Origin of the sequence: Methylotenera sp. (assembly GCF_030653755.1) — a bacterium.
GTDB lineage: Bacteria > Pseudomonadota > Gammaproteobacteria > Burkholderiales > Methylophilaceae > Methylotenera.
In genome coordinates this window covers 47,783-69,330 of record NZ_JAURYU010000027.1, presented here as the reverse complement: position 1 = coordinate 69,330, position 21,548 = coordinate 47,783, and the positions used below count along the sequence as shown (strand labels likewise).

The 21,548-nt window shown below is 41.6% G+C and carries 24 protein-coding genes; 13 read left to right on the top strand and 11 right to left on the bottom strand.

Annotated elements, in window-relative coordinates:
* Window positions 1–16: 16 nt before the first annotated feature.
* From Q7U33_RS05395 to iscX, 3 genes are read right to left on the bottom strand one after another with little or no spacing between them, the layout of a single operon-like run.
* On the bottom strand, window positions 17–490 hold the full coding sequence (locus Q7U33_RS05395) for a TIGR02281 family clan AA aspartic protease (protein WP_304858592.1): 474 nt from the start codon (window positions 488–490) through the stop codon (window positions 17–19).
* Window positions 491–495: 5 nt separating this feature from the next.
* The gene (locus Q7U33_RS05390; protein ID WP_304858590.1) at window positions 496–876 is read right to left on the bottom strand and encodes a DUF3307 domain-containing protein; all 381 of its coding nucleotides are present in this window, start codon (window positions 874–876) and stop codon (window positions 496–498) included.
* 17 nt (window positions 877–893) lie between these two features.
* Window positions 894–1,088, bottom strand: a complete 195-nt coding sequence (gene iscX / locus Q7U33_RS05385) for a Fe-S cluster assembly protein IscX (protein ID WP_304858588.1) — start codon at window positions 1,086–1,088, stop codon at window positions 894–896.
* Window positions 1,089–1,480: 392 nt separating this feature from the next.
* On the opposite strand from iscX, the gene glyA reads away from it, so the two are divergent.
* The 6 genes from glyA to Q7U33_RS05355 all read left to right on the top strand — a co-directional run bounded on the left by glyA (window position 1,481) and on the right by Q7U33_RS05355 (window position 7,371).
* Window positions 1,481–2,755: a serine hydroxymethyltransferase gene (gene glyA, locus Q7U33_RS05380; RefSeq protein WP_304858587.1), complete on the top strand. Its 1,275-nt coding sequence runs from the start codon at window positions 1,481–1,483 to the stop codon at window positions 2,753–2,755.
* A 2-nt stretch (window positions 2,756–2,757) separates the two neighbouring features.
* Window positions 2,758–3,243 carry a transcriptional regulator NrdR gene (gene nrdR / locus Q7U33_RS05375; RefSeq protein ID WP_304858585.1) on the top strand — a complete coding sequence of 162 codons (486 nt, stop codon included), beginning with the start codon at window positions 2,758–2,760 and terminating at the stop codon, window positions 3,241–3,243.
* Window positions 3,244–3,286: 43 nt separating this feature from the next.
* Window positions 3,287–4,411, top strand: a complete 1,125-nt coding sequence (ribD, locus tag Q7U33_RS05370; protein WP_304858584.1) for a bifunctional diaminohydroxyphosphoribosylaminopyrimidine deaminase/5-amino-6-(5-phosphoribosylamino)uracil reductase RibD — start codon at window positions 3,287–3,289, stop codon at window positions 4,409–4,411.
* 115 nt (window positions 4,412–4,526) lie between these two features.
* Window positions 4,527–5,339 (top strand): TatD family hydrolase, encoded by an 813-nt coding sequence (locus tag Q7U33_RS05365; protein ID WP_304858583.1) that lies wholly within the window; start codon window positions 4,527–4,529, stop codon window positions 5,337–5,339.
* A gap of 253 nt (window positions 5,340–5,592) precedes the next feature.
* Complete coding sequence (mtnA, locus tag Q7U33_RS05360; protein WP_304858581.1) at window positions 5,593–6,687, top strand: S-methyl-5-thioribose-1-phosphate isomerase; 1,095 nt, start codon at window positions 5,593–5,595, stop codon at window positions 6,685–6,687.
* 15 nt (window positions 6,688–6,702) lie between these two features.
* Window positions 6,703–7,371, top strand: a complete 669-nt coding sequence (locus tag Q7U33_RS05355) for a class II aldolase/adducin family protein (RefSeq protein ID WP_304858579.1) — start codon at window positions 6,703–6,705, stop codon at window positions 7,369–7,371.
* Between the two features lie 35 nt (window positions 7,372–7,406).
* Here the strand turns inward: Q7U33_RS05355 and Q7U33_RS05350 are convergent, their stop codons facing one another.
* Window positions 7,407–7,532, bottom strand: coding sequence for a DUF3149 domain-containing protein (locus Q7U33_RS05350; RefSeq protein ID WP_304858578.1), 126 nt, complete (start codon window positions 7,530–7,532; stop codon window positions 7,407–7,409).
* A 262-nt stretch (window positions 7,533–7,794) separates the two neighbouring features.
* Between Q7U33_RS05350 and Q7U33_RS05345 the strand changes: the two genes are divergently transcribed.
* The 5 genes from Q7U33_RS05345 (at window position 7,795) to ftsB (ending at window position 13,441) form a co-directional block, all read left to right on the top strand.
* Window positions 7,795–9,420 (top strand): CTP synthase, encoded by a 1,626-nt coding sequence (locus tag Q7U33_RS05345; RefSeq protein WP_304858577.1) that lies wholly within the window; start codon window positions 7,795–7,797, stop codon window positions 9,418–9,420.
* Between the two features lie 297 nt (window positions 9,421–9,717).
* A complete protein-coding gene (locus Q7U33_RS05340; protein ID WP_304858575.1) occupies window positions 9,718–10,701 on the top strand; it encodes a hypothetical protein in 984 nt (327 codons plus the stop codon).
* Window positions 10,702–10,726: 25 nt separating this feature from the next.
* Window positions 10,727–11,566 (top strand): 3-deoxy-8-phosphooctulonate synthase, encoded by an 840-nt coding sequence (gene kdsA, locus Q7U33_RS05335; RefSeq protein WP_304858574.1) that lies wholly within the window; start codon window positions 10,727–10,729, stop codon window positions 11,564–11,566.
* 126 nt (window positions 11,567–11,692) lie between these two features.
* Window positions 11,693–12,979 carry a phosphopyruvate hydratase gene (gene eno / locus Q7U33_RS05330; protein WP_019897927.1) on the top strand — a complete coding sequence of 429 codons (1,287 nt, stop codon included), beginning with the start codon at window positions 11,693–11,695 and terminating at the stop codon, window positions 12,977–12,979.
* A gap of 120 nt (window positions 12,980–13,099) precedes the next feature.
* Entirely contained in the window at window positions 13,100–13,441 is a 342-nt protein-coding gene (gene ftsB / locus Q7U33_RS05325) for a cell division protein FtsB (RefSeq protein ID WP_304858572.1), read from the top strand.
* Window positions 13,442–13,554: 113 nt separating this feature from the next.
* Here the strand turns inward: ftsB and Q7U33_RS05320 are convergent, their stop codons facing one another.
* Window positions 13,555–14,550 (bottom strand): folate-binding protein YgfZ, encoded by a 996-nt coding sequence (locus Q7U33_RS05320; protein ID WP_304858570.1) that lies wholly within the window; start codon window positions 14,548–14,550, stop codon window positions 13,555–13,557.
* 123 nt (window positions 14,551–14,673) lie between these two features.
* Between Q7U33_RS05320 and Q7U33_RS12065 the strand changes: the two genes are divergently transcribed.
* Window positions 14,674–15,069, top strand: a complete 396-nt coding sequence (locus Q7U33_RS12065; protein WP_370651988.1) for a protein YgfX — start codon at window positions 14,674–14,676, stop codon at window positions 15,067–15,069.
* A gap of 85 nt (window positions 15,070–15,154) precedes the next feature.
* On the opposite strand, the gene Q7U33_RS05315 is transcribed toward Q7U33_RS12065, so the two are convergent.
* The 6 genes from Q7U33_RS05315 to Q7U33_RS05290 are packed head-to-tail and all read right to left on the bottom strand — an operon-like array spanning window position 15,155 to window position 20,691.
* Window positions 15,155–16,147 carry a vWA domain-containing protein gene (locus tag Q7U33_RS05315; protein WP_304858569.1) on the bottom strand — a complete coding sequence of 331 codons (993 nt, stop codon included), beginning with the start codon at window positions 16,145–16,147 and terminating at the stop codon, window positions 15,155–15,157.
* Between the two features lie 46 nt (window positions 16,148–16,193).
* Complete coding sequence (locus tag Q7U33_RS05310) at window positions 16,194–16,787, bottom strand: hypothetical protein (RefSeq protein ID WP_304858568.1); 594 nt, start codon at window positions 16,785–16,787, stop codon at window positions 16,194–16,196.
* The gene (locus Q7U33_RS05305; RefSeq protein WP_304858567.1) at window positions 16,778–17,767 is read right to left on the bottom strand and encodes a vWA domain-containing protein; all 990 of its coding nucleotides are present in this window, start codon (window positions 17,765–17,767) and stop codon (window positions 16,778–16,780) included. The genes Q7U33_RS05310 and Q7U33_RS05305 overlap by 10 nt, the downstream gene beginning before the upstream one ends.
* 3 nt (window positions 17,768–17,770) lie before the next feature.
* Complete coding sequence (locus Q7U33_RS05300; protein ID WP_304858565.1) at window positions 17,771–18,763, bottom strand: hypothetical protein; 993 nt, start codon at window positions 18,761–18,763, stop codon at window positions 17,771–17,773.
* 18 nt (window positions 18,764–18,781) lie between these two features.
* Window positions 18,782–19,642, bottom strand: coding sequence for a DUF58 domain-containing protein (locus Q7U33_RS05295; protein WP_304858564.1), 861 nt, complete (start codon window positions 19,640–19,642; stop codon window positions 18,782–18,784).
* A gap of 32 nt (window positions 19,643–19,674) precedes the next feature.
* The gene (locus tag Q7U33_RS05290) at window positions 19,675–20,691 is read right to left on the bottom strand and encodes a MoxR family ATPase (RefSeq protein ID WP_304858563.1); all 1,017 of its coding nucleotides are present in this window, start codon (window positions 20,689–20,691) and stop codon (window positions 19,675–19,677) included.
* Between the two features lie 285 nt (window positions 20,692–20,976).
* Here Q7U33_RS05290 and fabA point away from each other — a divergent pair, with 285 nt between their 5' ends.
* Window positions 20,977–21,492: a 3-hydroxyacyl-[acyl-carrier-protein] dehydratase FabA gene (gene fabA, locus Q7U33_RS05285; protein WP_036302520.1), complete on the top strand. Its 516-nt coding sequence runs from the start codon at window positions 20,977–20,979 to the stop codon at window positions 21,490–21,492.
* Window positions 21,493–21,548 lie beyond the last annotated feature (56 nt).

Here is a 21,548-nt window from a genome sequence, read left to right as displayed (position 1 = left end):
TCTCACAAATAACGGCTTATTCAATTTGTGTGATGGTCATTTCACCCTTGTAAAGTCGGATATCCATTCGCCCTAAAAAGGACATACCAAGCAATATGTCACCGTCCAACCCAGGTGCGATCATTGCGGCTACATTGTTTGCATGCACACCACCGATTTGCACTGAATTCAACCGTACCATGTAGCCTATGCTTTCGCCGTTTGCAGTATTGGTTCTTACCGCATGAATACTTTTAAGATTAAGTTTATCTGCGATAGATTGTGATATTGCAACGCCTGTGGCGCCAGTATCGACCAATACCTTTACTTTTGTACCATTGATGAGCGCTTCTGTGCGGTAATGGCCATCTAGTCCGCGCTTAAGTACAACGGAGCTAGCGTTACCTAATTTGTAAATCTTGTTAGGATTCTGGATGCTATCCGCTAGGTAGTAAATCACACCTGCTAGGGCTAACCAAACCAAAATAGAAATAAATGTGTTTCTTGACATGTGAGTTATGCAGGGTTGAATGCAATGGCAATGATTGTAAAGTAAGTGAGGTGATGAAGTAGTTGGTCAAAGCCTAGTAATATCCAGAACCATTCACTGTTATTTGCCTTTAGATCAAACTTCATGCTGATGTTCATTTTAGCCCAATCGATATGGTAGTGAGCAACCATATCAGCAAGTGCAAAAATCCATGCGGATAGACCAAGCCAGTAGATTAATGCGATAAACGTGCCTGCGCCATGTATGCCCGCATGTGCTAAGCCACCAATGTGACCATAAGTCCCTTTGTTTTTGTACATCCAAGGGGATGCTTGTAATGGAAAGTCGCAGATGAAGTGCTTGATAAACAAACACAAAAGCGCTTCAAATATGGACGCTTCTAGCATTGGTGCAAGTTCCTATGCTAGTCTGCTTCGTCAATCCATGCCAGCTGGATTGCTTCTAGAATTCTTTCGCCACATTTATCTGCACTATCGTTAAAGCCATCGAGGTTAAGTACCCAATCCATGAGGTCTGTAAAGCGAATTGTTTTAGGGTCGATATCAGGGTGTTTGTCGTAAAGCGCTTCCGCAATTGCTTGGCTGTCTGTCCATTTCATAAATTTATCTCCTATAATTTTTTGATTATAGCCTTGTCAGCTATAAAAATCATAGGTGGCATTTCTATGGATAAAAAAATATGGATAAAAAAATCCCGTAGCACCTAATTAGGGTCTACGGGCAAGGGGCGATTTTGGAGATATGCGCTTGATTTTATATAAGCAAATAAGATGCCAATTATAAAATTTATAATATTCAATGAGTTATGTTTTTCATAAAGGGATGTGGTGCACCAAATTGAACCAATTTGGTTAATATCAACCATAATGGCTTATTAAAATACTTTCAGATTAAATTTTGTAACTTGAATACTTCACTTTAACGATGCAGACTTGGCATGTTAAAATGATAACAACTCCCTTTTATTCAAATATTTGGAAAACTAATTACCATGTCATCTGCATCATCAAACAAGGCACCATTTAACTACGATAACACTTTAAATCAAGCTGACCCTGCATTGTGGGGCATGATTGAGCAAGAAGTTGTGCGTCAGCATGAACATATCGAATTGATTGCCTCTGAAAACTACACCAGCCCAGCAGTGATGCAGGCACAAGGCTCACAGCTTACTAATAAGTATGCAGAAGGTTACCCAGGCAAACGTTTTTATGGTGGTTGTGAGTTTGTAGATCAAGTTGAACAACTTGCGATTGACCGTTTAAAAGCTTTATACGGTGCAGAGTACGCAAACGTGCAGCCTCATTCTGGCTCACAAGCAAACCAAGCGGTTTATTTTTCTATTTTGAAGCCTGGCGATACCATCATGGGCATGAACTTGGGTCATGGCGGTCATTTGACACATGGTTCACCAGCTAATTTGTCTGGCAAATTATTTAATATCGTGCCTTATGGTTTGAACGATAAAGAAGAGATTGATTACGACGAGATGGAGCGTATTGCCCTTGAGTGCAAACCAAAACTATTGATTGGTGGCGCCTCAGCATATGCTTTGCGTTTTGACTGGGCACGTATGGCTGAAATTGCTAAAAAAGTAGGTGCCTACTTTATGGTGGATATGGCGCATTATTCAGGTTTGATTGCGGCAGGCGTTTATCCAAACCCAGTGCCACATGCTGATTTTGTGACTTCAACTACACACAAAACATTGCGTGGCCCACGTGGCGGTATCATTATGGCTAAAGCCGAGTTCGAAAAATCATTGAACTCTAGCGTGTTCCCAAGCTTGCAAGGTGGCCCATTAATGCACGTGATTGCAGCAAAAGCAACTGCATTCTTGGAAGCCGCACAACCTGAATTCAAAACTTATCAGGCGCAAGTGATTAAAAATGCACAGGTTATGGCAGAAACATTAGCTGCGCGTGGTTTGCGTATTATTTCAGGCCGTACTGAATCTCACATGTTTATGGTAGATTTACGTCCAAAAGGCTTAACTGGTAAAGCGGCAGATGCTGCACTTGGTTTAGCACATGTTACTGTGAACAAAAACGCGATTCCAAATGACCCAGAAAGCCCATTTGTGACTTCTGGTATTCGTATCGGTGCTCCTGCAATTACCACACGTGGGTTTAAAGAAGATGAAGCTAGATTAGTGGCTAATTTAATTGCTGATGTTTTAGATAACCCGACAGATGAGGCTGTGATTGCTGCAACGAAAGTGAAAGTACATGCTTTAACTGCGCAATTCCCAGTGTATCAAGGCTAACTGTGAAGTGCCCATTTTGTGGAACAGATGATACCCAAGTGATTGATTCTAGAGTCAATGATGAAGGTGATTCAATTAGACGCCGCCGTAAGTGCGGGGTATGTGATAAGCGCTTTACGACCTATGAAACGGCAGAATTGCATTTACCACAAGTGGTGAAACAAAATGGCACGCGTGAAGAGTTTAAACGTGAAAAATTAAGATTGTCGTTTACGCGAGCGCTACATAAGCGTCCAGTGCCGACAGAATACGTTGATAAAGCACTTGATCATATCACGCAAAAAATACTGGCACGTGGCGAGCGCGAAGTGCCAGCTAGAGATTTGGGTGAAATGGTCATGCACGAGCTTAAGATGATGGATAAAGTCGCTTATATTCGTTTTGCTTCTGTATATCGGAGTTTTTCTGACGTGGATGATTTTAACAATGTTATCCGTGATTTGGATAAACAAGCAGTAATAGCTAAGCGGCGCTCTACCGATGCATAGACTATTGCTCAAACCATAGTCAATCTTTTGATGATTAAAGTCATTGTCTAATTTTTCCACTACTGACTATACCTATATGAATCTTGCGTTGCGTTTAGCAGCGCAAGGTTTATACACGACACAACCTAATCCTCGTGTGGGGTGTGTCATCGTTAGAGATCACCAAATTGTAGGGCAGGGTGCGCATCTAAAAGCAGGCGAGCCGCATGCGGAGGTATTTGCATTGCAGCAAGCGGGAGAGCTAGCGCGTGACGCCGATGTGTATGTGACCTTAGAGCCATGTAGCCATTTTGGAAAAACACCCCCTTGCGTACAAGCCGTGATTGCGGCAAAGCCTAAACGTGTGATTATTGCCATGCAGGATCCAAACCCTTTGGTAGCTGGTCGTGGGGTTGATGCTTTGCGCGCGCAAGGGATTGAGGTTGTCGTGGGTTTATTGGGGCAAGAGGCGTCTGCACTTAATGCAGGCTTTGTTTCGCGCATGACACGTGGCATGCCTTATGTACGCAGTAAAATTGCGGCGAGTTTAGATGGTCGTACTGCACTCAGTAATGGTAAAAGTCAGTGGATTACAGGTGAACCTGCGCGGCAAGATGTTCAACACTGGCGGGCGCAGTCGTGCGTGATTTTAACTGGTATTGGCACGGTGTTAGCTGATAACCCTAGTATAACTGTGCGTTTAAATCCAACGGTACGTCAGCCCCTGCGTGTGGTTGTGGATAGTCACTTACAAATACCATTAGATTGCAAAATGCTAACGCCATCTTTACTGGTACAAAGCCCAGTGTTAATTGCTTATGCAGAAGATACACAACAGCGTTCTGTTGCGTTAATCAATCAAGGTGCTGAACTCATTTGCTTGCCAAATAATAAGCAGCGAGTGGATTTGCAAAAGTTATTGCTTGAGTTAGCAAAGCGCGGAGTGAATGAGGTGCTGGTTGAGGCTGGGCAAGGGCTTAATGGCGCATTGTTAAATGCAGGCTTGGTGGATGAGTTCATTTTTTATTACGCTCCAAAACTCATGGGAAGTGCTGCACATGCTATGTTTGCGATGCCTGCATTCACCGCAATGCAGCAAGTGCCAGATTTGCAAGTGTTAGATGTACGCCAAGTGGGGGCGGATATTCGCGTGCGTGCAAAGCCTGCTGTGGATAAAACTCAGCGATAGTTTCTTTAGTTTGTTCAATTTACAGTAGTGTAGATGAACTAACGCCTATGGATATATGGTCATAATAATCGTGAACTTAGCATGATGTTAACGGTTAAATAGAAATGGAGTTGTCATGCTGATTGATACCCACTGTCATCTTGATGCTGCCGAATTTAATGTTGATCGCGAGGAAGTCGTGGCTTCTGCACTTAATCATGGCGTAACAGGCATAGTGATCCCAGCTGTGGCGCGTTGTTATTTTGATGACGTGATTGCACTATGTCAGCGCTATCAAAATTGCGTATATGCGCTTGGTGTTCATCCTATGTATGTTGAGCGTTCCTCATTGGATGACATTGATACGCTGCGCGCATATGTACAAAACCACAATCCAATTGCCATTGGTGAAATTGGTTTAGATTATTTTTTAACGAATCCAAAAGAACATCCCGAAAATATTAAGCAACAGACTCACTTTTTTGTCGAGCAGCTTAAAATTGCACAACAATTTGATTTGCCAGTTATTTTGCATGTACGGCATGCAGTAGATGATATTTTAAAACAATTACGCAAATATAAAGTTAAAGGTGGAATTGCGCATGCGTTTAACGGGAGTATGCAACAGGCCGAGCAGTTCATTGCTTTAGGTTTTAAACTTGGTTTTGGTGGCGCAATGACATATACACGTGCGTTACGGATTCGTGCGCTGGCTGCACAACTGCCTTTGGAGGCGATTGTGCTTGAAACTGATGCACCAGATATTCCACCAGAGTGGCTAGGGTCGGCAGGGAAAAATAGCCCTGTAGAGTTACCGAAAATTGCACAGGTTTTAGCAGATTTAAGGCAGCTTAATGTGTCTCAAGTGCTTGATATTACTAGTGCCAATGCCATAAAAATCATGCCAAAATTAGCTGACTTATACACACCAGTTAATGCACTACATTAAGAGTGCCAAAAAACCGTTAACAATCAATGGTTGTTTTTTAAGTTCTTGATTTATATGGGTTTAATGATAGATTAAAAAATAAGCGATTTGAAAAAACCCTTATAAATTGGTATGTTACATTTTTAAGTCACAACAATTCACAAAGTTATCCACAGATATTGTGGAGAGTATTTTGAGTTCAGCGGAACTTTTTAAAAGTCAACTTTAAAATTTATTAATTTTTATAAAAAGCGTATAAAGCGCTGGGAATTTTATGCTAGTCAATCACCAGCAATACCGTACTATTTGGCCTAATTTTGATTATGAACAAGCAAGTGTTGAAATTATTGACCAAACCAAGCTGCCGCATGTTTTTGAAATTGCTAAAGTCACCACATTGGCACAAATGATTGTTGCCATCAAAACCATGCAAGTGCGTGGTGCACCTTTAATTGGCGCTGCTGCTGCATATGGGCTTGCACTTTCAACATTAGAAAGTTGTTCTGACCTGCATTTGCAACAATCAGCTATGCAGTTAATAGCAAGCCGCCCCACAGCGGTGAATTTGAAATGGGCGGTGCAGCGTATGTTGGGTATTTTATTAGCATTGCCTGTAGAACATAGGCAGTCGGCAGCGTGGTCTGAGGCTGCGCAGATATGTGATGAGGATGTGCAACTTAATCAGGCGATTGGTGCGCATGGCCTCACATTAATCAGCGAGCAATATCAGAAAAAAGCACGTACCATTAATATACTCACACATTGCAATGCGGGTTGGCTGGCAACGGTTGATTTTGGAACTGCATTGTCACCTATTTACGCAGCACATAATGCTGGTGTTAGCGTACATGTGTGGGTGGGTGAGACGCGTCCTCGTAACCAAGGTGCAAGCTTAACGGCTTGGGAGCTTGGTCAACACGGTGTGCCGCATACTGTGATTAGTGATAATGCAGGCGGACATTTAATGCAGCAAGGTAGAGTAGATATGGTGATTGTAGGTGCAGACCGCGTGACAGCCAGTGGTGATGTATGCAATAAAATCGGTACTTATTTAAAAGCGTTAGCTGCATTTGATAGCGTTGCTTTGGGGCATCATGTGCCTTTTTATGCAGCGGTTCCATCACCAACGATTGATTGGACGATAGAAGACGGTGTTAAATCGATTGAAATAGAAGAGCGTGGTGCTGAGGAGTTGTCTTGGATGAGTGGTAAGCTTGCTGATGGCACGATAGCCACAGTGAACATATTGCCGCATGGAACTCAAGTTGCAAACCCTGCGTTTGATGTCACGCCCGCAAGGTTGGTAACAGGCATTATCACTGAGCAGGGCGTTTTTTCACCACAACAATTAAGCACAATGCAACGATAACGGGATGTGTATTCAATGACTGAGAATTTACAACATGCACGTGAGCAGCTGCTGTTAATCAGTCAGCAGCTTTGTGCGCTGGGGCTGAATCGTGGAACCTCAGGTAATGCAAGCGTCAGAGTAAGTAGTGCGCAAGGGCAGCTAGGTTTGATCATTACACCTTCAGGTATGGCGGTTGATAAAATGACGCTAGATGATTTGGTGTGGATGGATTTTTCTGGCAATGCGCAAGGGCATCGCGCACAATCAAGTGAGTGGCGATTTCATGTGGATATTATGCGGCAAAGACCAGAGGTCAATGCGGTGATTCATACGCATAGTGTGTTTGCCACTACATTAAGTACGTTAAGGCGAGATATTCCTGCATTTCATTACATGGTTGCAATGGCGGGTGGCGATAACATCCGCTGTGCGCCATATGCGCTCTTTGGAAGCCAGCAACTATCAGACAATGCCTTGCTTGCGTTGGCGCAAAGAAAAGCTTGTTTGTTAGCGAACCACGGCATGATTGCAATCGGAGAGAGTGCTGAAAAAGCGCTTGGTGTTACTGTGGAAGTAGAAACCTTGTGTGAGCAGTACTTAAGGGCGCTACAGGTTGGTGAGCCGTACATTCTGACTCAGCAAGAAATGGCAGAGGTGCATGAGCGGTTTAAGGGATATGGCGCGTGGGCCACTAGCCCTTAATGTACTCAATTGTTTTATAAAAATCGCGCTTAGTTTTATTCTTGGTCTTGTGGCTTAGCTGACATGAATAAGCGGATGAAAAATGCAGCCATTAACAACACAAATACAATCACACCTAAACTTAATAACCCTGTAAACGTGCCAAACAAATTTGCGTACATTTTTAATCTCCTCAGTAAAATATAATCATCTTGATTATTTCATTGGTAATTTTATTCTGATGAGAATTCATTTGATTGATTTATATCAAAATTACGCTATTTGCTTCAGATAAGAATGACATTGTTCGATATTCTCTTTACAAAGCTTTGTAAAAGTAAACGCAGTAAAATAAACTCAGAATTAAGAGTTTTTATTTGTAGGCGTTGGGGCTTTAAAGTAAAATAGGCTCCCGTCTGTAATAATAATTTAAGTGCCTTCTCCATGACCAAATATGTATTCGTAACCGGCGGTGTTGTTTCCTCTCTTGGTAAAGGCATCGCTGCCGCCAGTCTAGGCGCAATTTTAGAGTCACGTGGTATTAAAGTGACCATGCTCAAGCTAGACCCCTATATTAACGTTGACCCAGGTACCATGAGTCCATTCCAGCATGGTGAAGTGTTTGTCACTGATGACGGGGCTGAAACTGATTTGGACTTAGGCCACTACGAGCGCTTTATTAGCCAGCGCATGGGTAAACGCAATAACTTCACTACTGGCCAAATTTACGAAACTGTGATCAAAAAAGAGCGTCGCGGTGAATATTTAGGTAAAACGGTACAGGTGATTCCACATATTACCGATGAAATAAAAGCGCACGTAAAACGTGGTGCTGAGGGTGCTGACGTTGCCATTGTTGAAGTTGGCGGTACTGTTGGTGATATTGAATCTTTACCGTTTCTTGAAGCCATTCGTCAGATGGGCTTTGAAGAAGGCAGAAATAACACTTGCTACATCCATTTGACACTATTGCCTTGGATTCCAACTGCAGGTGAATTAAAAACCAAGCCTACACAACACTCTGTGAAAGAGTTGCGTGAAATTGGTATCCAGCCAGATGTGTTGCTATGTCGTGCTGACCGTAATATTCCTGATGATGAACGTAGAAAAATTGCATTGTTTACCAATGTAGCATCTGAAGCGGTGATTAGTGCGATTGATGCGGATTCTATTTATAAAATTCCAGGCTTATTGCACGAGCAAAATCTAGATGGCATCGTTTGTGACAAGTTAGAACTTAAGGTGAAACCAGCTGACCTTTCTGAGTGGGAACATATTGCGACTGCGTTAGCAAACCCAAAACACTTAGTGAATGTGGCTTTTGTTGGTAAATATGTTGATTTAACTGAATCTTATAAATCACTAACAGAAGCATTGATTCATGCGGGTATTCACACTGAATCAAAAGTGAAAATTCACTATATTGATTCTGAAGATATCGAGCAAAAGGGTACGGCTGCCCTGCAAGGGATGGATGCGATTTTAGTACCAGGCGGCTTCGGAGTGCGCGGTACAGAAGGCAAAATTGCCGCGATTCAATATGCACGTGAGAACAAAGTGCCTTATCTAGGGATTTGTTTAGGGATGCAGTTGGCAGTGATTGAATTTGCACGTCATGTAGCAGGCTTAAGCGATGCTAACAGTACAGAATTTAATCCGCAGGCACAGCATAAATTGATTGGTTTGATTGATGAGTGGCAAGACGCCTCAGGTAATATTGAAAAACGTGATGAAAATTCAGATTTAGGTGGCACGATGCGTCTGGGTGCACAAAGCTGCCCGGTCGTGCCTAACACGTTAGCAGCAAGCATTTATGGCGCAGCGGTGAATGAGCGTCACCGTCATCGCTATGAGGTGAATAACCATTACGTAGATCAGTTGAAAGCGGCTGGGCTAGTGGTTTCTGCGAGAACACCCACTGAGGACTTGTGTGAGATGGTTGAGTTACCACAGAATGTGCATCCTTGGTTTGTCGCTTGCCAATTCCACCCAGAATTTACTTCTAACCCACGTGCTGGGCATCCATTGTTTACTGCTTATGTGAAAGCGGCATTAGCGAATAAGAAATAGACTTACAAATGCCCTGCTTGTGGAATAAACATGGTATTGCGTGATAGTGCAGGAAATCCTTATATTGAGATAGATAATATAAGGATAACGATGGTTGATAAAACTGATAAACCCAACAAAGACTGGGCTAAATCCCCTAAGCATTTAAGGATTCAAGCCTAAAAAGATGGATTTCATCGCACAAGTCTCTGCATATAGGTGCTGAGTTTCCAGTTACTGAAGTTAAGAAAATATTAGACTTCATTTCATCAGTTTCAGAGGCTGGTGGGGATTTTTAAAGAAAAAGGAAAGTGGTTGATGAATTCTAGTGTTAAATTTTGGGGAAGTGTTTTTTTAATTCCTTTTTTAACAGCATGTGGTGCTAAAACCCCAGGTTGCGCAGATCAAAACACAAAAACAGAAGTTCTTAAACTGGTGAACGCTCAAGTCAACGATGTGCTTTCAAGTGAGATGGGGAGGGATATGCTTAAAACTGGTTTGACTCAAACAAAAAATATGTTTGCTGGTCACTTTGATGTGGGTAGTGATTTTGGTCGAGTGGGTTTCAGTTTGGACAACGTAATTAACAGTCAGTATGACGAGTCCACAGATAAATATGCTTGTACCGCCACGTTAAACTCTTCGTTTGATAAAAATCATGAAAGCATTCAAATTCAATATGCAAGTCAAGCTGCAAATAATGGCGAAAAACATATTGTAACTATGGAAAAGCTATCGTTTAGTGATTTGGGAGCTTTGTTCTCGGTAATGTTAACTGACATAAGCCAGAAACATAGTGCAGAGCTTAAAAAGTTAAGATTGGATATTGGTGACGAACATATATCCGAATTCGTACAAAAAAAGTGTAACGGCTTTGAAAAAGATGAAAAGTTATGTGAGCTTGGTAGCGAATTATCTGTATTAGTTAAGGCTGAAAAGAAGCAATTGGAAGAAGAGCGAAAGGATTTTTTCAAAAAAAATCTAAATTCACTACGAGATACTTACAACAAGTGCGGAGATGCATACTACAAAGCAATGGGCTTAGTCAGAGATGGGACTTGGTATGGCACTCGTTTTACATTTGAAGATGCAAGAAAGCAAATGTCTGATGAATTTAATGCTGAGTGCAATCTTGTATCTCGCGTAGCAAGTGAGTTAGGTGTAGAAAATGCTTTGTATTTTATGCCAGAAAAAGACAGTAACAAATCTAAAAGTAATGTTGCAACAGTAGTTAATAATGCGGCTCAAGGCTTAGAGGAGCATGAAGAAATTGATCATAGCCAAGATGTTTCGATACAATAATAACGTTGTTTAGATTGAGTTTAATATGAAATTATGTAACTTTGATGTTGGGCTAGAGCATCCGCTGTTTTTAATCGCGGGTCCATGTGTGATTGAATCACAACAGATGGCGATTGATACAGCAGGCCAGCTAAAAGAAATTGCCACAGCGCTGAATATTCCATTTATTTACAAGTCTTCTTACGACAAAGCTAATCGTAGCTCAAACAAAACGTTCCGTGGTTTTGGCATGGATGAAGGTTTGAAAATCTTAGATCACGTACGTAGCCAGATAGGCGTGCCGATTTTGACCGATGTACATACTGAAGAACAGGTGCCGCATGTGGCAGCTGTTGTGGATGTGTTGCAGACACCAGCATTTTTGTGCCGTCAAACAGACTTTATTACCGCCTGTGCACGTTCAGGTAAACCTGTGAATATCAAAAAAGGCCAATTTATGGCGCCTGGTGATATGCGAAACGTCGTGCAAAAGGCAAAAGAGGCTAACGGCGGTGCAGATAATATTATGGTGTGTGAACGTGGTGCATCATTTGGGTATAACACACTCGTTTCCGATATGCGCGGCCTAGCCATTATGCGTGAAACGCATTGCCCTGTGGTGTTTGATGCAACGCATTCTGTGCAGCAGCCAGGAGGCCAAGGCGATAAAAGCGGTGGTCAGCGTGAACACGTGCCAGTATTAGCGCGCGCGGCAGTGGCTAGTGGTATTGCAGGTATCTTTATGGAAACACATCCTGATCCCGCAAAAGCATTATCTGACGGACCGAACGCGTGGCCATTGCACAAAATGCGAGACTTATTAGAAGTGTTAGTAGATTTAGACAGATTAGTAAAAAAAGCAGGTTTTATTGAAAGTACGTTATAAGTAATCATTAGAGTAAACAATAATTAGGCTACTTCACACCAAGTAGTGTTGATACCAAGAAGCGTTTAACCACGCGAATAGGTAATGTTAACGGTGGCCAAACGATTTAGAACTTAGGAGAAAGTAATGAGCGCAATTGTAGATATTATCGCCCGCGAAATTTTAGACTCACGCGGCAACCCAACTGTTGAAGCAGACGTGCTACTTGAGAGTGGTGTTATTGGCCGTGCTGCAGTGCCTTCAGGTGCATCTACTGGTGCTAAAGAAGCGGTTGAGCTACGTGATGGCGATAAAAATCGTTATTTAGGTAAAGGTGTTTTACAAGCGGTTGAAAATGTAAACACAGAAATCACAGAAGCGATTATTGGCTTAGATGCTGAAGAGCAAAGCTTTATTGACAAAACGCTGATTGAACTAGATGGCACTGAGAATAAAGATCGCCTAGGCGCAAATGCAATCTTGGCTGTATCAATGGCTTGTGCGCGTGCAGCTGCTGAAGAGTCAGGTCTGCCGCTTTACCGTTACTTGGGTGGTTCAGGCTCTATGCAATTGCCAACACCGATGATGAATATCATTAACGGTGGCGCTCATGCAGATAACAGCGTGGATATGCAGGAATTCATGATTATTCCAGCAGGTTTGCCATCATTCCGTGAAGCGATTCGCTGTGGTGCTGAAGTATTTCATGCATTGAAAAAGACATTACATAAAAAAGGCCTTGCTACAACAGTGGGCGATGAAGGTGGTTTTGCACCTAATTTACCTTCTAATGAATCTGCGATTCAATATATCTTGGAAGCGATCTCAGATGCAGGCTATGAGCCAGGCCGTGATGTGTATCTAGGTTTAGATTGCGCAAGTACTGAATTCTATAAAGATGGTCGTTATCACTTAGAGTCAGAAGGTTTGGCACTTACTTCAGGACAATTTACTGATTACTTGGCAACATGGTGTGATAAATACCCAATCATCAGTATTGAAGATGGTATGGCTGAGTTTGATTGGGATGGTTGGGATACGTTGACTAAGCGCTTAGGTAAAACAACGCAGTTAGTGGGTGATGATTTATTTGTGACCAACACCAAAATCTTGCGTGAAGGTATTCAACGTGGCGTGGCAAACTCTGTATTGATTAAAGTAAACCAAATCGGTACATTGACTGAAACATTCCAAACCATTGAAATGGCTAAACGCGCTGGTTATACAGCAGTTGTTTCACATCGTTCAGGCGAAACGGAAGATAGCACGATTGCTGACATTGCTGTGGCCACTAATGCATTGCAAATCAAAACAGGATCACTGTGCCGTTCAGAGCGTATTGCTAAGTACAATCAATTGTTACGTATTGAAGAAGAGTTAGGCGACGCAACTAGCTATGCTGGTAAGTCAGCTTTTTATCAATTATTTAAATAATGCTAATATGCGTTTGAATCATACTTGGTTACATATGGATATCGCCTTAGCTGCATCCATCGCTGTGTATGTACCAAGTGTTGATTTGATAGCAAGTGAAATAGTGTTTGAATAATTAAATTGAAAGCCCTCACGCTAATTTTTGTAATCCTGATTGCCTTGCTACAATATCCATTGTGGCTTGGTAAAGGTAGCTGGTTACGCGTGTGGGACTTAAATCGTCAAGTTGCACTACAGCAGGAAAAAAATAGTGCGATAAAAGCACGTAATGACACTTTAGAGGCTGAAGTAAGAGACCTGAAGAGTGGGCAGGCCGCTATTGAAGAAAGAGCGCGTAGCGAGCTTGGCATGATTAAACAAGATGAAGTGTTTTATCAAGTGATCGACCAACCGTTGCCTCAAGTAATACCAGTTCCCACACCAACAACTCAGACTGAGAAGTCCGCACCAGTCACTCCGTAATCGTATCTGTCTTAATTTTGCTTAAGCAGATTGTCGTTATTTTAATTTCAGTTACTTTCAATTCGCGCATTTCCACCAATGACAGAAGTTGATGAGTAGCTGTTTAGCTCATACTAAAGCGTATAGGGTAATGATTGAATCGTTAATGCATACCCACCAGTCGATAGTTGACTATTATTAACGTTCTCACACCTAATTTCAGCGAGTAAGTCATAGCCACCATTAGGCGCGACTGCACTTCTGACCACCTTGCCGACAGCTTCATTTGCCGCATTTAAAATATTATCACCAGGGTTGGGTTGGGTTGGGTGATCTAAATGTGCCAAGTAGGTACGGCGTTTAATGCTACCTAAGTAATGCGTACGCGCCACAATTTCCTGACCTGTGTAACAGCCTTTTTTAAAGTTAATGCCGCCGATTAAATCTAGGTTCAACATTTGCGGAACAAACTCTTCTTGTGTAGCTAGCACTACATCAGGGATGCCCGCATGTATCTCTAACCACTCCCAATGTGAGGCGTCAGCAACGGTAGCAAGCGATGATAAAGTGTTCCAAATAGTTTGTGCATGGTTGATATCCGTAAAGATTTCAAAACGCCCATGCTTGCTAGGTAGTTTTAGTAATGCGCCATTTTCAAGTGATGCTAACTCGTAGTCATTTTGAGGCACTTTTGAAAATAGTGTATTGAGTAATTCAGCCGCTTTAGGGCCGCTCACTCCAATCTTAATAATAGAGTCACTCACATCTTGTATTACTACTTTACTACGCATCACGTACATTTTTAGCCGTTTAGCAACGGCTTCAATTAACTCTCTAGGCATTTGTAAATGTATGTGGTCATGATGAGAGAATGCTAGAAATATGGCGAGCATGCGGCCTTTTGGTGTGCAGTAACCTGTGTAATGCGCTGTGCTACCATTCAATAGTTTCACATCGTTAGTCACTTGACCTTGCAGAAAGTTAAACGCATCCGCGCCATCAATTTGCAATAGACCTAAATGTGAGAGGTCGCACATCATTGTTTCATGATCTAACAATGGTGAAATCTCCCCTGCATTTTTCGGGGAAACTGATGTTTGAATAAATTGCTGCCATTGTTGATTGCTCATGTTAACCTTTTGTATTATTACTTAGTATCAATAGACCATTTAAAATATATAGCTGATTATAACGTGAAGCCTATCGACCTGAATTTCAAGCCCTCATTTATTTTATCTACCGCGATATTTCTGATGAGTGTCATGAGTAGCTGGATTGTTTATGTGGTTAATCTCTCTTTATTTATACAGTGTTTTTCTCTGTTGCTAATTTGGTTAGCGGCTACTTATGCGATTATTAAAGATGGATTGCTTTTGTTCCCGTGGTCACTAGTGGAACTTCATGTTAACGCGAAGAACCAGTTGAGTGTGATACGAAAAGATGGCCAAGTATTGAACGAATTATCATTAAAAGATGACAGTATAGTTACGCCTTTGCTAACGATTGTTCATTTTCGACTTACATACAGGTCATGGTTTCAACAATTATTTTGCCAGCGACTTGTCCTTTTGCCTGATAGTGTAGAGGCAGAAGAATTTAGGCAGCTTAGAGTGTGGATGCTTTGGGGGCATAAGAACAAACAGCGTTAGATTATTTATCTAACGCTGTTTGCCATTTTTTTTTGAAACTTTACTTTTTGAGTAAATGCTTAGATTAAGTGACTTCTTTAAGTTTTTATCTTTTAATCGCTTGTCTGCGGCTAGTTAAATTGCGCCAGTGCATTTTTAGCTCATTGACTGGATGTTTTGGCAAGTAAGCGAATATAAACAATACCCCCGCTAGCGAGGCCAATATCCAACGTAATTCAAAGTTTGCATTATCGCGACGGGCAGGTTTTTGTTTTTTCATGGCGCTGAGTATTGATGACACGCTGTCAGCACGTACATACTTACCATTAATTTCTTTGGCAAGTTCTTGTAGGTATGTTTCGTCTAACTTAGATAAATATCTATCACTTTCGCCACTGGCGACGCTATCGTTTCTAGTACCTATGTTGGATTCTGAAATTTGTGCAATACCAGGCTGCATCGCAAAACTTTCATTGCCCCAATAGCCAATCAGTTGGTTATGTTCATCAAATTTGGGGATAGGGGTGCCTTTGTCCGAACCTACACCAACCAGCAACCAGTCGTCGCCACCCTGAAAAGCGCTTAAGTCTTCTCGGTTAAAAACATGTAGCTTAGGCGCTTCTTCACCATCTGTGAAAAACACCACTTGTGCTGGAGCAGGAAAAGAACGAATGGTTTTCGCCAGTACAGGCATGCTCGCCCTGATTCTACTATTACCAGACCAACCTGTGCGCCAGTCAAAATGATCAATGGTGTCATTAATCGCGTCAAAGTTCTCGCAAACCTCAATTGGTGTATAGAGTGCTGCAACGCTTACCCCTGCAAATAAACCAATACTGACGTTAGTGCCGCATGGCAATTCGCTCACGAGCTTATGTAATGTATCTTGTATGTATACTAAGCGTGAAACTGGTTTCCCATTTAAGGATTTATCTACCACATTCATGCTTTGTGAAATATCTACAGCAAATATGTAGCTGTAGATATTGCGCTTAATTGGAATTGTCGGATTAAATAATGCGATGACTAACAGCAAAAAAGCAGCGAGCAATAGACTTACATCTTTGCGGTGACGTAAATAATTATAAATTGGATGCATAATGAATCAATCAGTCTTAGTTTTTAGTTGGATTTCATTCATCGATTTAAGGTAAGCCAACAGGGATGTTCCCCATGATTAAGCCTGGAGAATCGCTATCGCCAACGCCTGGTGTTGGGTTCTCTGGCAACATTGTTAGTAAACGATCTAAGTTATGACGCGCTCTCCAGTTGCTACTATCTTGTCTTAATGAGAGTTGATACGCTGTTTTGGCTTGCATTAACAAATATTCAGCTTCATCACGTACGGTCATGTTGGTGCCTGCTATCGCAAGGCCACGTCTAAAGAAGATATTCCCTAAGTTATATTGAATCGCCGCTTTTTGTGCCGTAGTTGCACCATTCAGCGCTTTGTTAAATAGCAAGGTTGCTTCTTTATAGCGTTCATTTTTTGCTAACCAATAAGCTGTCGAGAATTTAGCCTCAAAACTTTGTAGATCAGTTTTTGGTTGCTTTCCTGTGCTGATTGCCGTGTTAAATGCTTCAATCTGCTGGATGCGATTAAAGTAGTAAATGCTGGCAATGCTAGCGAGTAGCGCTGTACTAATGAATAGCCATGACAGCACTTTTACATTAAAAAAATGGGTTAATTTTTTGATGGAAATAAAATGTAGTGCTGTATTTTTAATCGTTAATGCCATGTTGTTACCTCAATTCTTTTAACACCTAATAAGAGTGCAATCATGAATGCTGCAATCATGAAGCAAAGGTTGGAGTAGTCTTGTCCTGGAATTTTTTCAAAATATTTAATCGGTTTCTTTTCACGATTATTAATATCGTTCATCGCGAGTTGAAGAGATTTAGGGTCTTCAGCCTCATAAGCTTTAAATGGTGTTTTGAATTTCTGAAAAAACTCATGAAGCTCAATTTGCGCAGGCAATGGCTGGTCTTCAACAGGGACATAACTCGTATCGAAGATACTAAGTCCGCCTGGCTGACGTAACACAATCCAATATAGACTGATATTTAAACGCTCAAACCAATCTTTTATTTTCTGTTGCGTGTTGGCATCTATTCGACCAGCACCATCAGAAAGTAGGATGACAGCACGTGAGCCTGAGTCTGGAATTTTGTCGAATAGTCCAGCGCTGCTGGTTAATCCACTACCGATGTTGGTTTGAAATAACGCATTGCCCGCGGTTGCTTGCACCGCGGCAACAATGGCTTTTTTGTTTTCGCTTAGCGGTAATACATACATAGCAGAGTTACTAAATGTAATCATGCCAAACATATCTTGTTGGCGTGACTTTACAAAAGCAGTAATCAGCCTAGCTGCTGCGACTGATTTTGTTTCACCTACTGTCATATTACCCGAACTATCCAAAGAGCCTGAGAATGGATCATCCATACTCGCGCTTCGATCTAATACCAAGGCAATTTGTGCACCAATACCAATACGTTCTACTTTTTGCTCGGTCGTGTGCGGGGCGGCTAGGCCTATTATGATGAAAATCAGGGTTAATACAGCTAATATTTTTAAAATTAGACTAATTAAATTCGATAGTGGGTCGATGGGTAGCATATCTACCCAGGAATAATGCTTGGCGTGGGCGCGCTGTAGCAGCAAGGGTAAACATGCTAGTGGTAATAGCCACAGAACCCATGGGTGAGAAAAAACCATGGTCTAGACTCCAGTCTTGTTAGTGGTTGGAATCAACCCACGTTCGCAATCGCGGCATTGCTTGGTAAACTTTAATAGCCATTGTATTGGATTATTACCTACACTATGTTGTGCATTAGGCTCAAAGTAAACTTGACGCGACAGGCCGAAAAACTGCGATATCTCATACTTAATATGTGAAAAGTTAGGATTGTTCTTGAGAAATTCATCTAAATTATCGTTAAAAACGCTCATCTTTGCCGTTTGGTTAAACGATAGATGTACTGCTGAGATTGCCTTTTTAAGGCTAGCTTCATTATTTGGTAGTTTTTTAATGGTACGGTAGGCTCTTGCAAAAGTACCTCCCATGCGCGGTAGCCATGCGTGCTTACCAAATATGTAGAGCAATGCAAGCAAACTCAATACAAGTACACCAATGGCAACGTTGAGCCCTTTTCTTTCTTGATCATCTTTGATTAACAAAGGCTCAAGGAACTGGCTCATATTGTTTTCTACTTTAACTTGCCCAAAAATAGAGAGCGGTGAGACTGCAATATCCAAACTAGGGATGCGGTATTTGACCAATTGCTTTTTGTTATTGGTGTTAATTAAATTTAAATATTCAGGTCCCAATGCAACATTTTTAGCGACAACACTATTTGTAAATACTTGATAAGCAAGTTTAATGTGATGCGTTGTACCGTCTTTGTGTTCTTTTTTGCTGTGTTCGATATTTTTTAACTCAATACCAATCACTTTGCCTCTATAGCGTTTTTCGTATCCTACAATCGGCAGGGAAGTTTCAATTAATTTGTAGGGCGCGTTTATGGTGAGTGTGACTTCTCTTTCAATCACGTCACCAATGGTATAGCCAACGCGTTTGTATGGGTCAATGGTGTTGATGCTTACCACGCCTTCATCAACGTCAGGAAGGGTTTGGCTATCAATCGCCAGCACTTGTTGAGAGCTAGTGCTCAAAATGGCTGTAAGTAGTAGGACTCTAAAATATTTTGTCATGATTATTTTTTAATTGGTTTAGGCAGCTACAAATTGATGAAAGTATTCTGTCAGTGCGTCTGCATCAAACTCACCTTCTACATAAAAAGGCGGCATATCAAAACGCATGAATAGCTCATAGATTTCATTGCGTCTGCTTTCAAAAGATTGCACAATTTTTTCACGTAATTCTTTTCGTAAAAATAAAGTACGTTTTTCGCCAGTTTCCGCATCATCCACATTCACTAAGCCAAATTCTGGCAAGTTTTTATATTCAGCCGAATCCCACAACACAATCGGCACGATATGATGGCGTAACAGGTTGGACAATGCTTCTTCCAGTAAAGTGTTCGGCATGTGAAAGTCTGAAATCAAAAACACTAAAGAGCGTTCACGCGGTAAATAACGGTAAACCTCAGTAATGCCATTGCAATTGACTTGGGCAGGATGAAAATCTTTTAAAGCCTCTGCCATTGTGATTGCATGGTGAGATTTGAAAGAGGTCGTGCTAATCCAGTCTTCACGTACTTTTTCATCAAAGCCGATAAAGCCAAACGGATCATGATGCTCGCTTGCAGACTGTGCAATGGACTCAGATATTTCAGCGGCTAATTTAATCTTTCTTTTTTTAGCGCCAAAATTCATGCTGCCTGATAAATCGCAGATGACATAAACAGGGGTAGCACTCTTTTGGTTAAAAAGACGCACATAGACTTGCTCAAGCGGATCACGTATGGTTTGGCGTATATCGATACGGCGTGGATCTGGGTAAGAAAGTAAAGTCGTATGCCCACGAAACTCCATGCCCATACCACGCTGCGTACTTGCGTGTCGCCCAGGATGGCGCCCGCGTGACCGCCAGCTAACGTGATAGTCAAAAGATTTAATATTATCAATCATAAAATTTCATACCTTAAATCTAAAACCTTGAATTAAGGCGCAGAAACTGCATTCACAATGCCAGATAACATTTCGCGGGCAATTTCAGTACGGCGCATTTCATACACTGGGCTAAACACCAAGCGATGTGCAATCGTTGAGTGAAATACTGCATGGATATCGTCAGGTAACACTGCATTGCGATTATTCATCCATGCATTGACACGTGCCGCACGCAACATCATGCTCATGCCGCGAGGGCTGGCACCAGAAAGCACAAGGCGATTCATATCAACGCCAGACACTTTTACACCATAATCTAGCGGTGTTTTGGTTGCTTTCCATAAGTTCAGTGCGTATTTTTTGAGGGTGTCGCTGGCTTCAATGCTGTTTTGAATCACGCTTGAAAATGCGTTAAGTTCGTCAAATTGCAGTACGTCAGGTTTTACCGTATCCACTAATGCATCTACGTTATGGAATTTAGTGTCAAACACCAATGCTTCCATGATGGCGTCGTCGTTTGGTACCACAATTGGGATTTCCATCATAAAACGGTCACGTGCCGCAGATGGGATTTCAAAAGTTTCTTCTTTTTCTACTTGGTTGCGGTCAGCAAACACAATCATATGTGGGAAGTAGTGTTCTGTATTAAATGCTGACAGGCTACGCTCTGCCATGACGCGAAGTAATAAAGAGTGAACCTGTGGACGAGCGCGGTTGATTTCATTGAAGAAAAATACAGATAGATTTTCACCCGACATCAGTAGTGGGCCTGGGCTCACATGCGGCTTGCCATCTTCACCAAGATAAGTATGGTAAACCAAGTCATTAGGCATTAAGTCAATGGTGCCTTCGATACGTTGGTAGCCACCACCAATACCGCGTGTAAAAGCGCGTAACAGCGTGGTTTTACCTACGCCCACATCACCTTCAAGCAATACGTGTCCGCGTGCAAAAATTGAAGTGGTAATTAGTCTAATTGGCGTTTGTTGGCCAACCACAACTTTATTGACTTCAGACTCTAAGGTAAGCGCATGATTGCGCCAATCAGCTAGTTGAACATCACTCATTGAAAATTCCTGTATTTTTTGAAATGGTTGTAATAAAACTTAAATACATAGTAAACGTTTTTTTATGAGGGGTAAACAGATCTGTATACCCCTTTGCTAAATATATTCTAAAAATTAGGGGTAATGAGTGAAAAAATTGATAAAAATAAGAATAAAAAGTGAATATCTCTTTCGTAAAAATGGTTTTCCAGCGAAAATAGCAAAAGTTAATCAAGTGGTTAAATTAGTGCTCCCATGATTGGGTTCAGAATCGTCATTTAAAAAAGCTCATTAGAAGTCAAAATTATGCAAAGACAAAATAGTTTCACAAAAGAAGAATTACTCAAGTGTGGTCGCGGTGAGATGTTTGGTGAAGGTAATGCGCAATTGCCTTTGCCGCCAATGTTGATGTTTGATCGTATTGTTTCAATTACTGAAGATGGTGGTAAATATGGCAATGGTCAGATCGTTGCAGAGTTGGATATCACTCCTGATTTATGGTTCTTTGAATGTCACTTTACAGGTGACCCTGTGATGCCTGGTTGCTTAGGTTTAGATGCAATGTGGCAGCTCGTTGGATTTTATTTAGGTTGGATGGGCGGCCCAGGGCGTGGCCGTGCATTAGGTGCGGGTGAAGTGAAATTTACAGGCCAAGTGTTGCCAACTGCTAAAAAAGCAACTTACACCATCGATTTAAAGCGCGTCATTATGCGTAAGTTAGTGATGGGTATTGCTGATGCAACCATGCAGATTGATGGCCGTGAAATTTATGCAGCAACAGATTTACGCGTAGGTTTATTTACGCGCACTGATAATTTCTAGTTTTCAGATAATTTTTAGTATTTAAGTAGAATAAAAAAGTTTTTAAGGAGCACGAA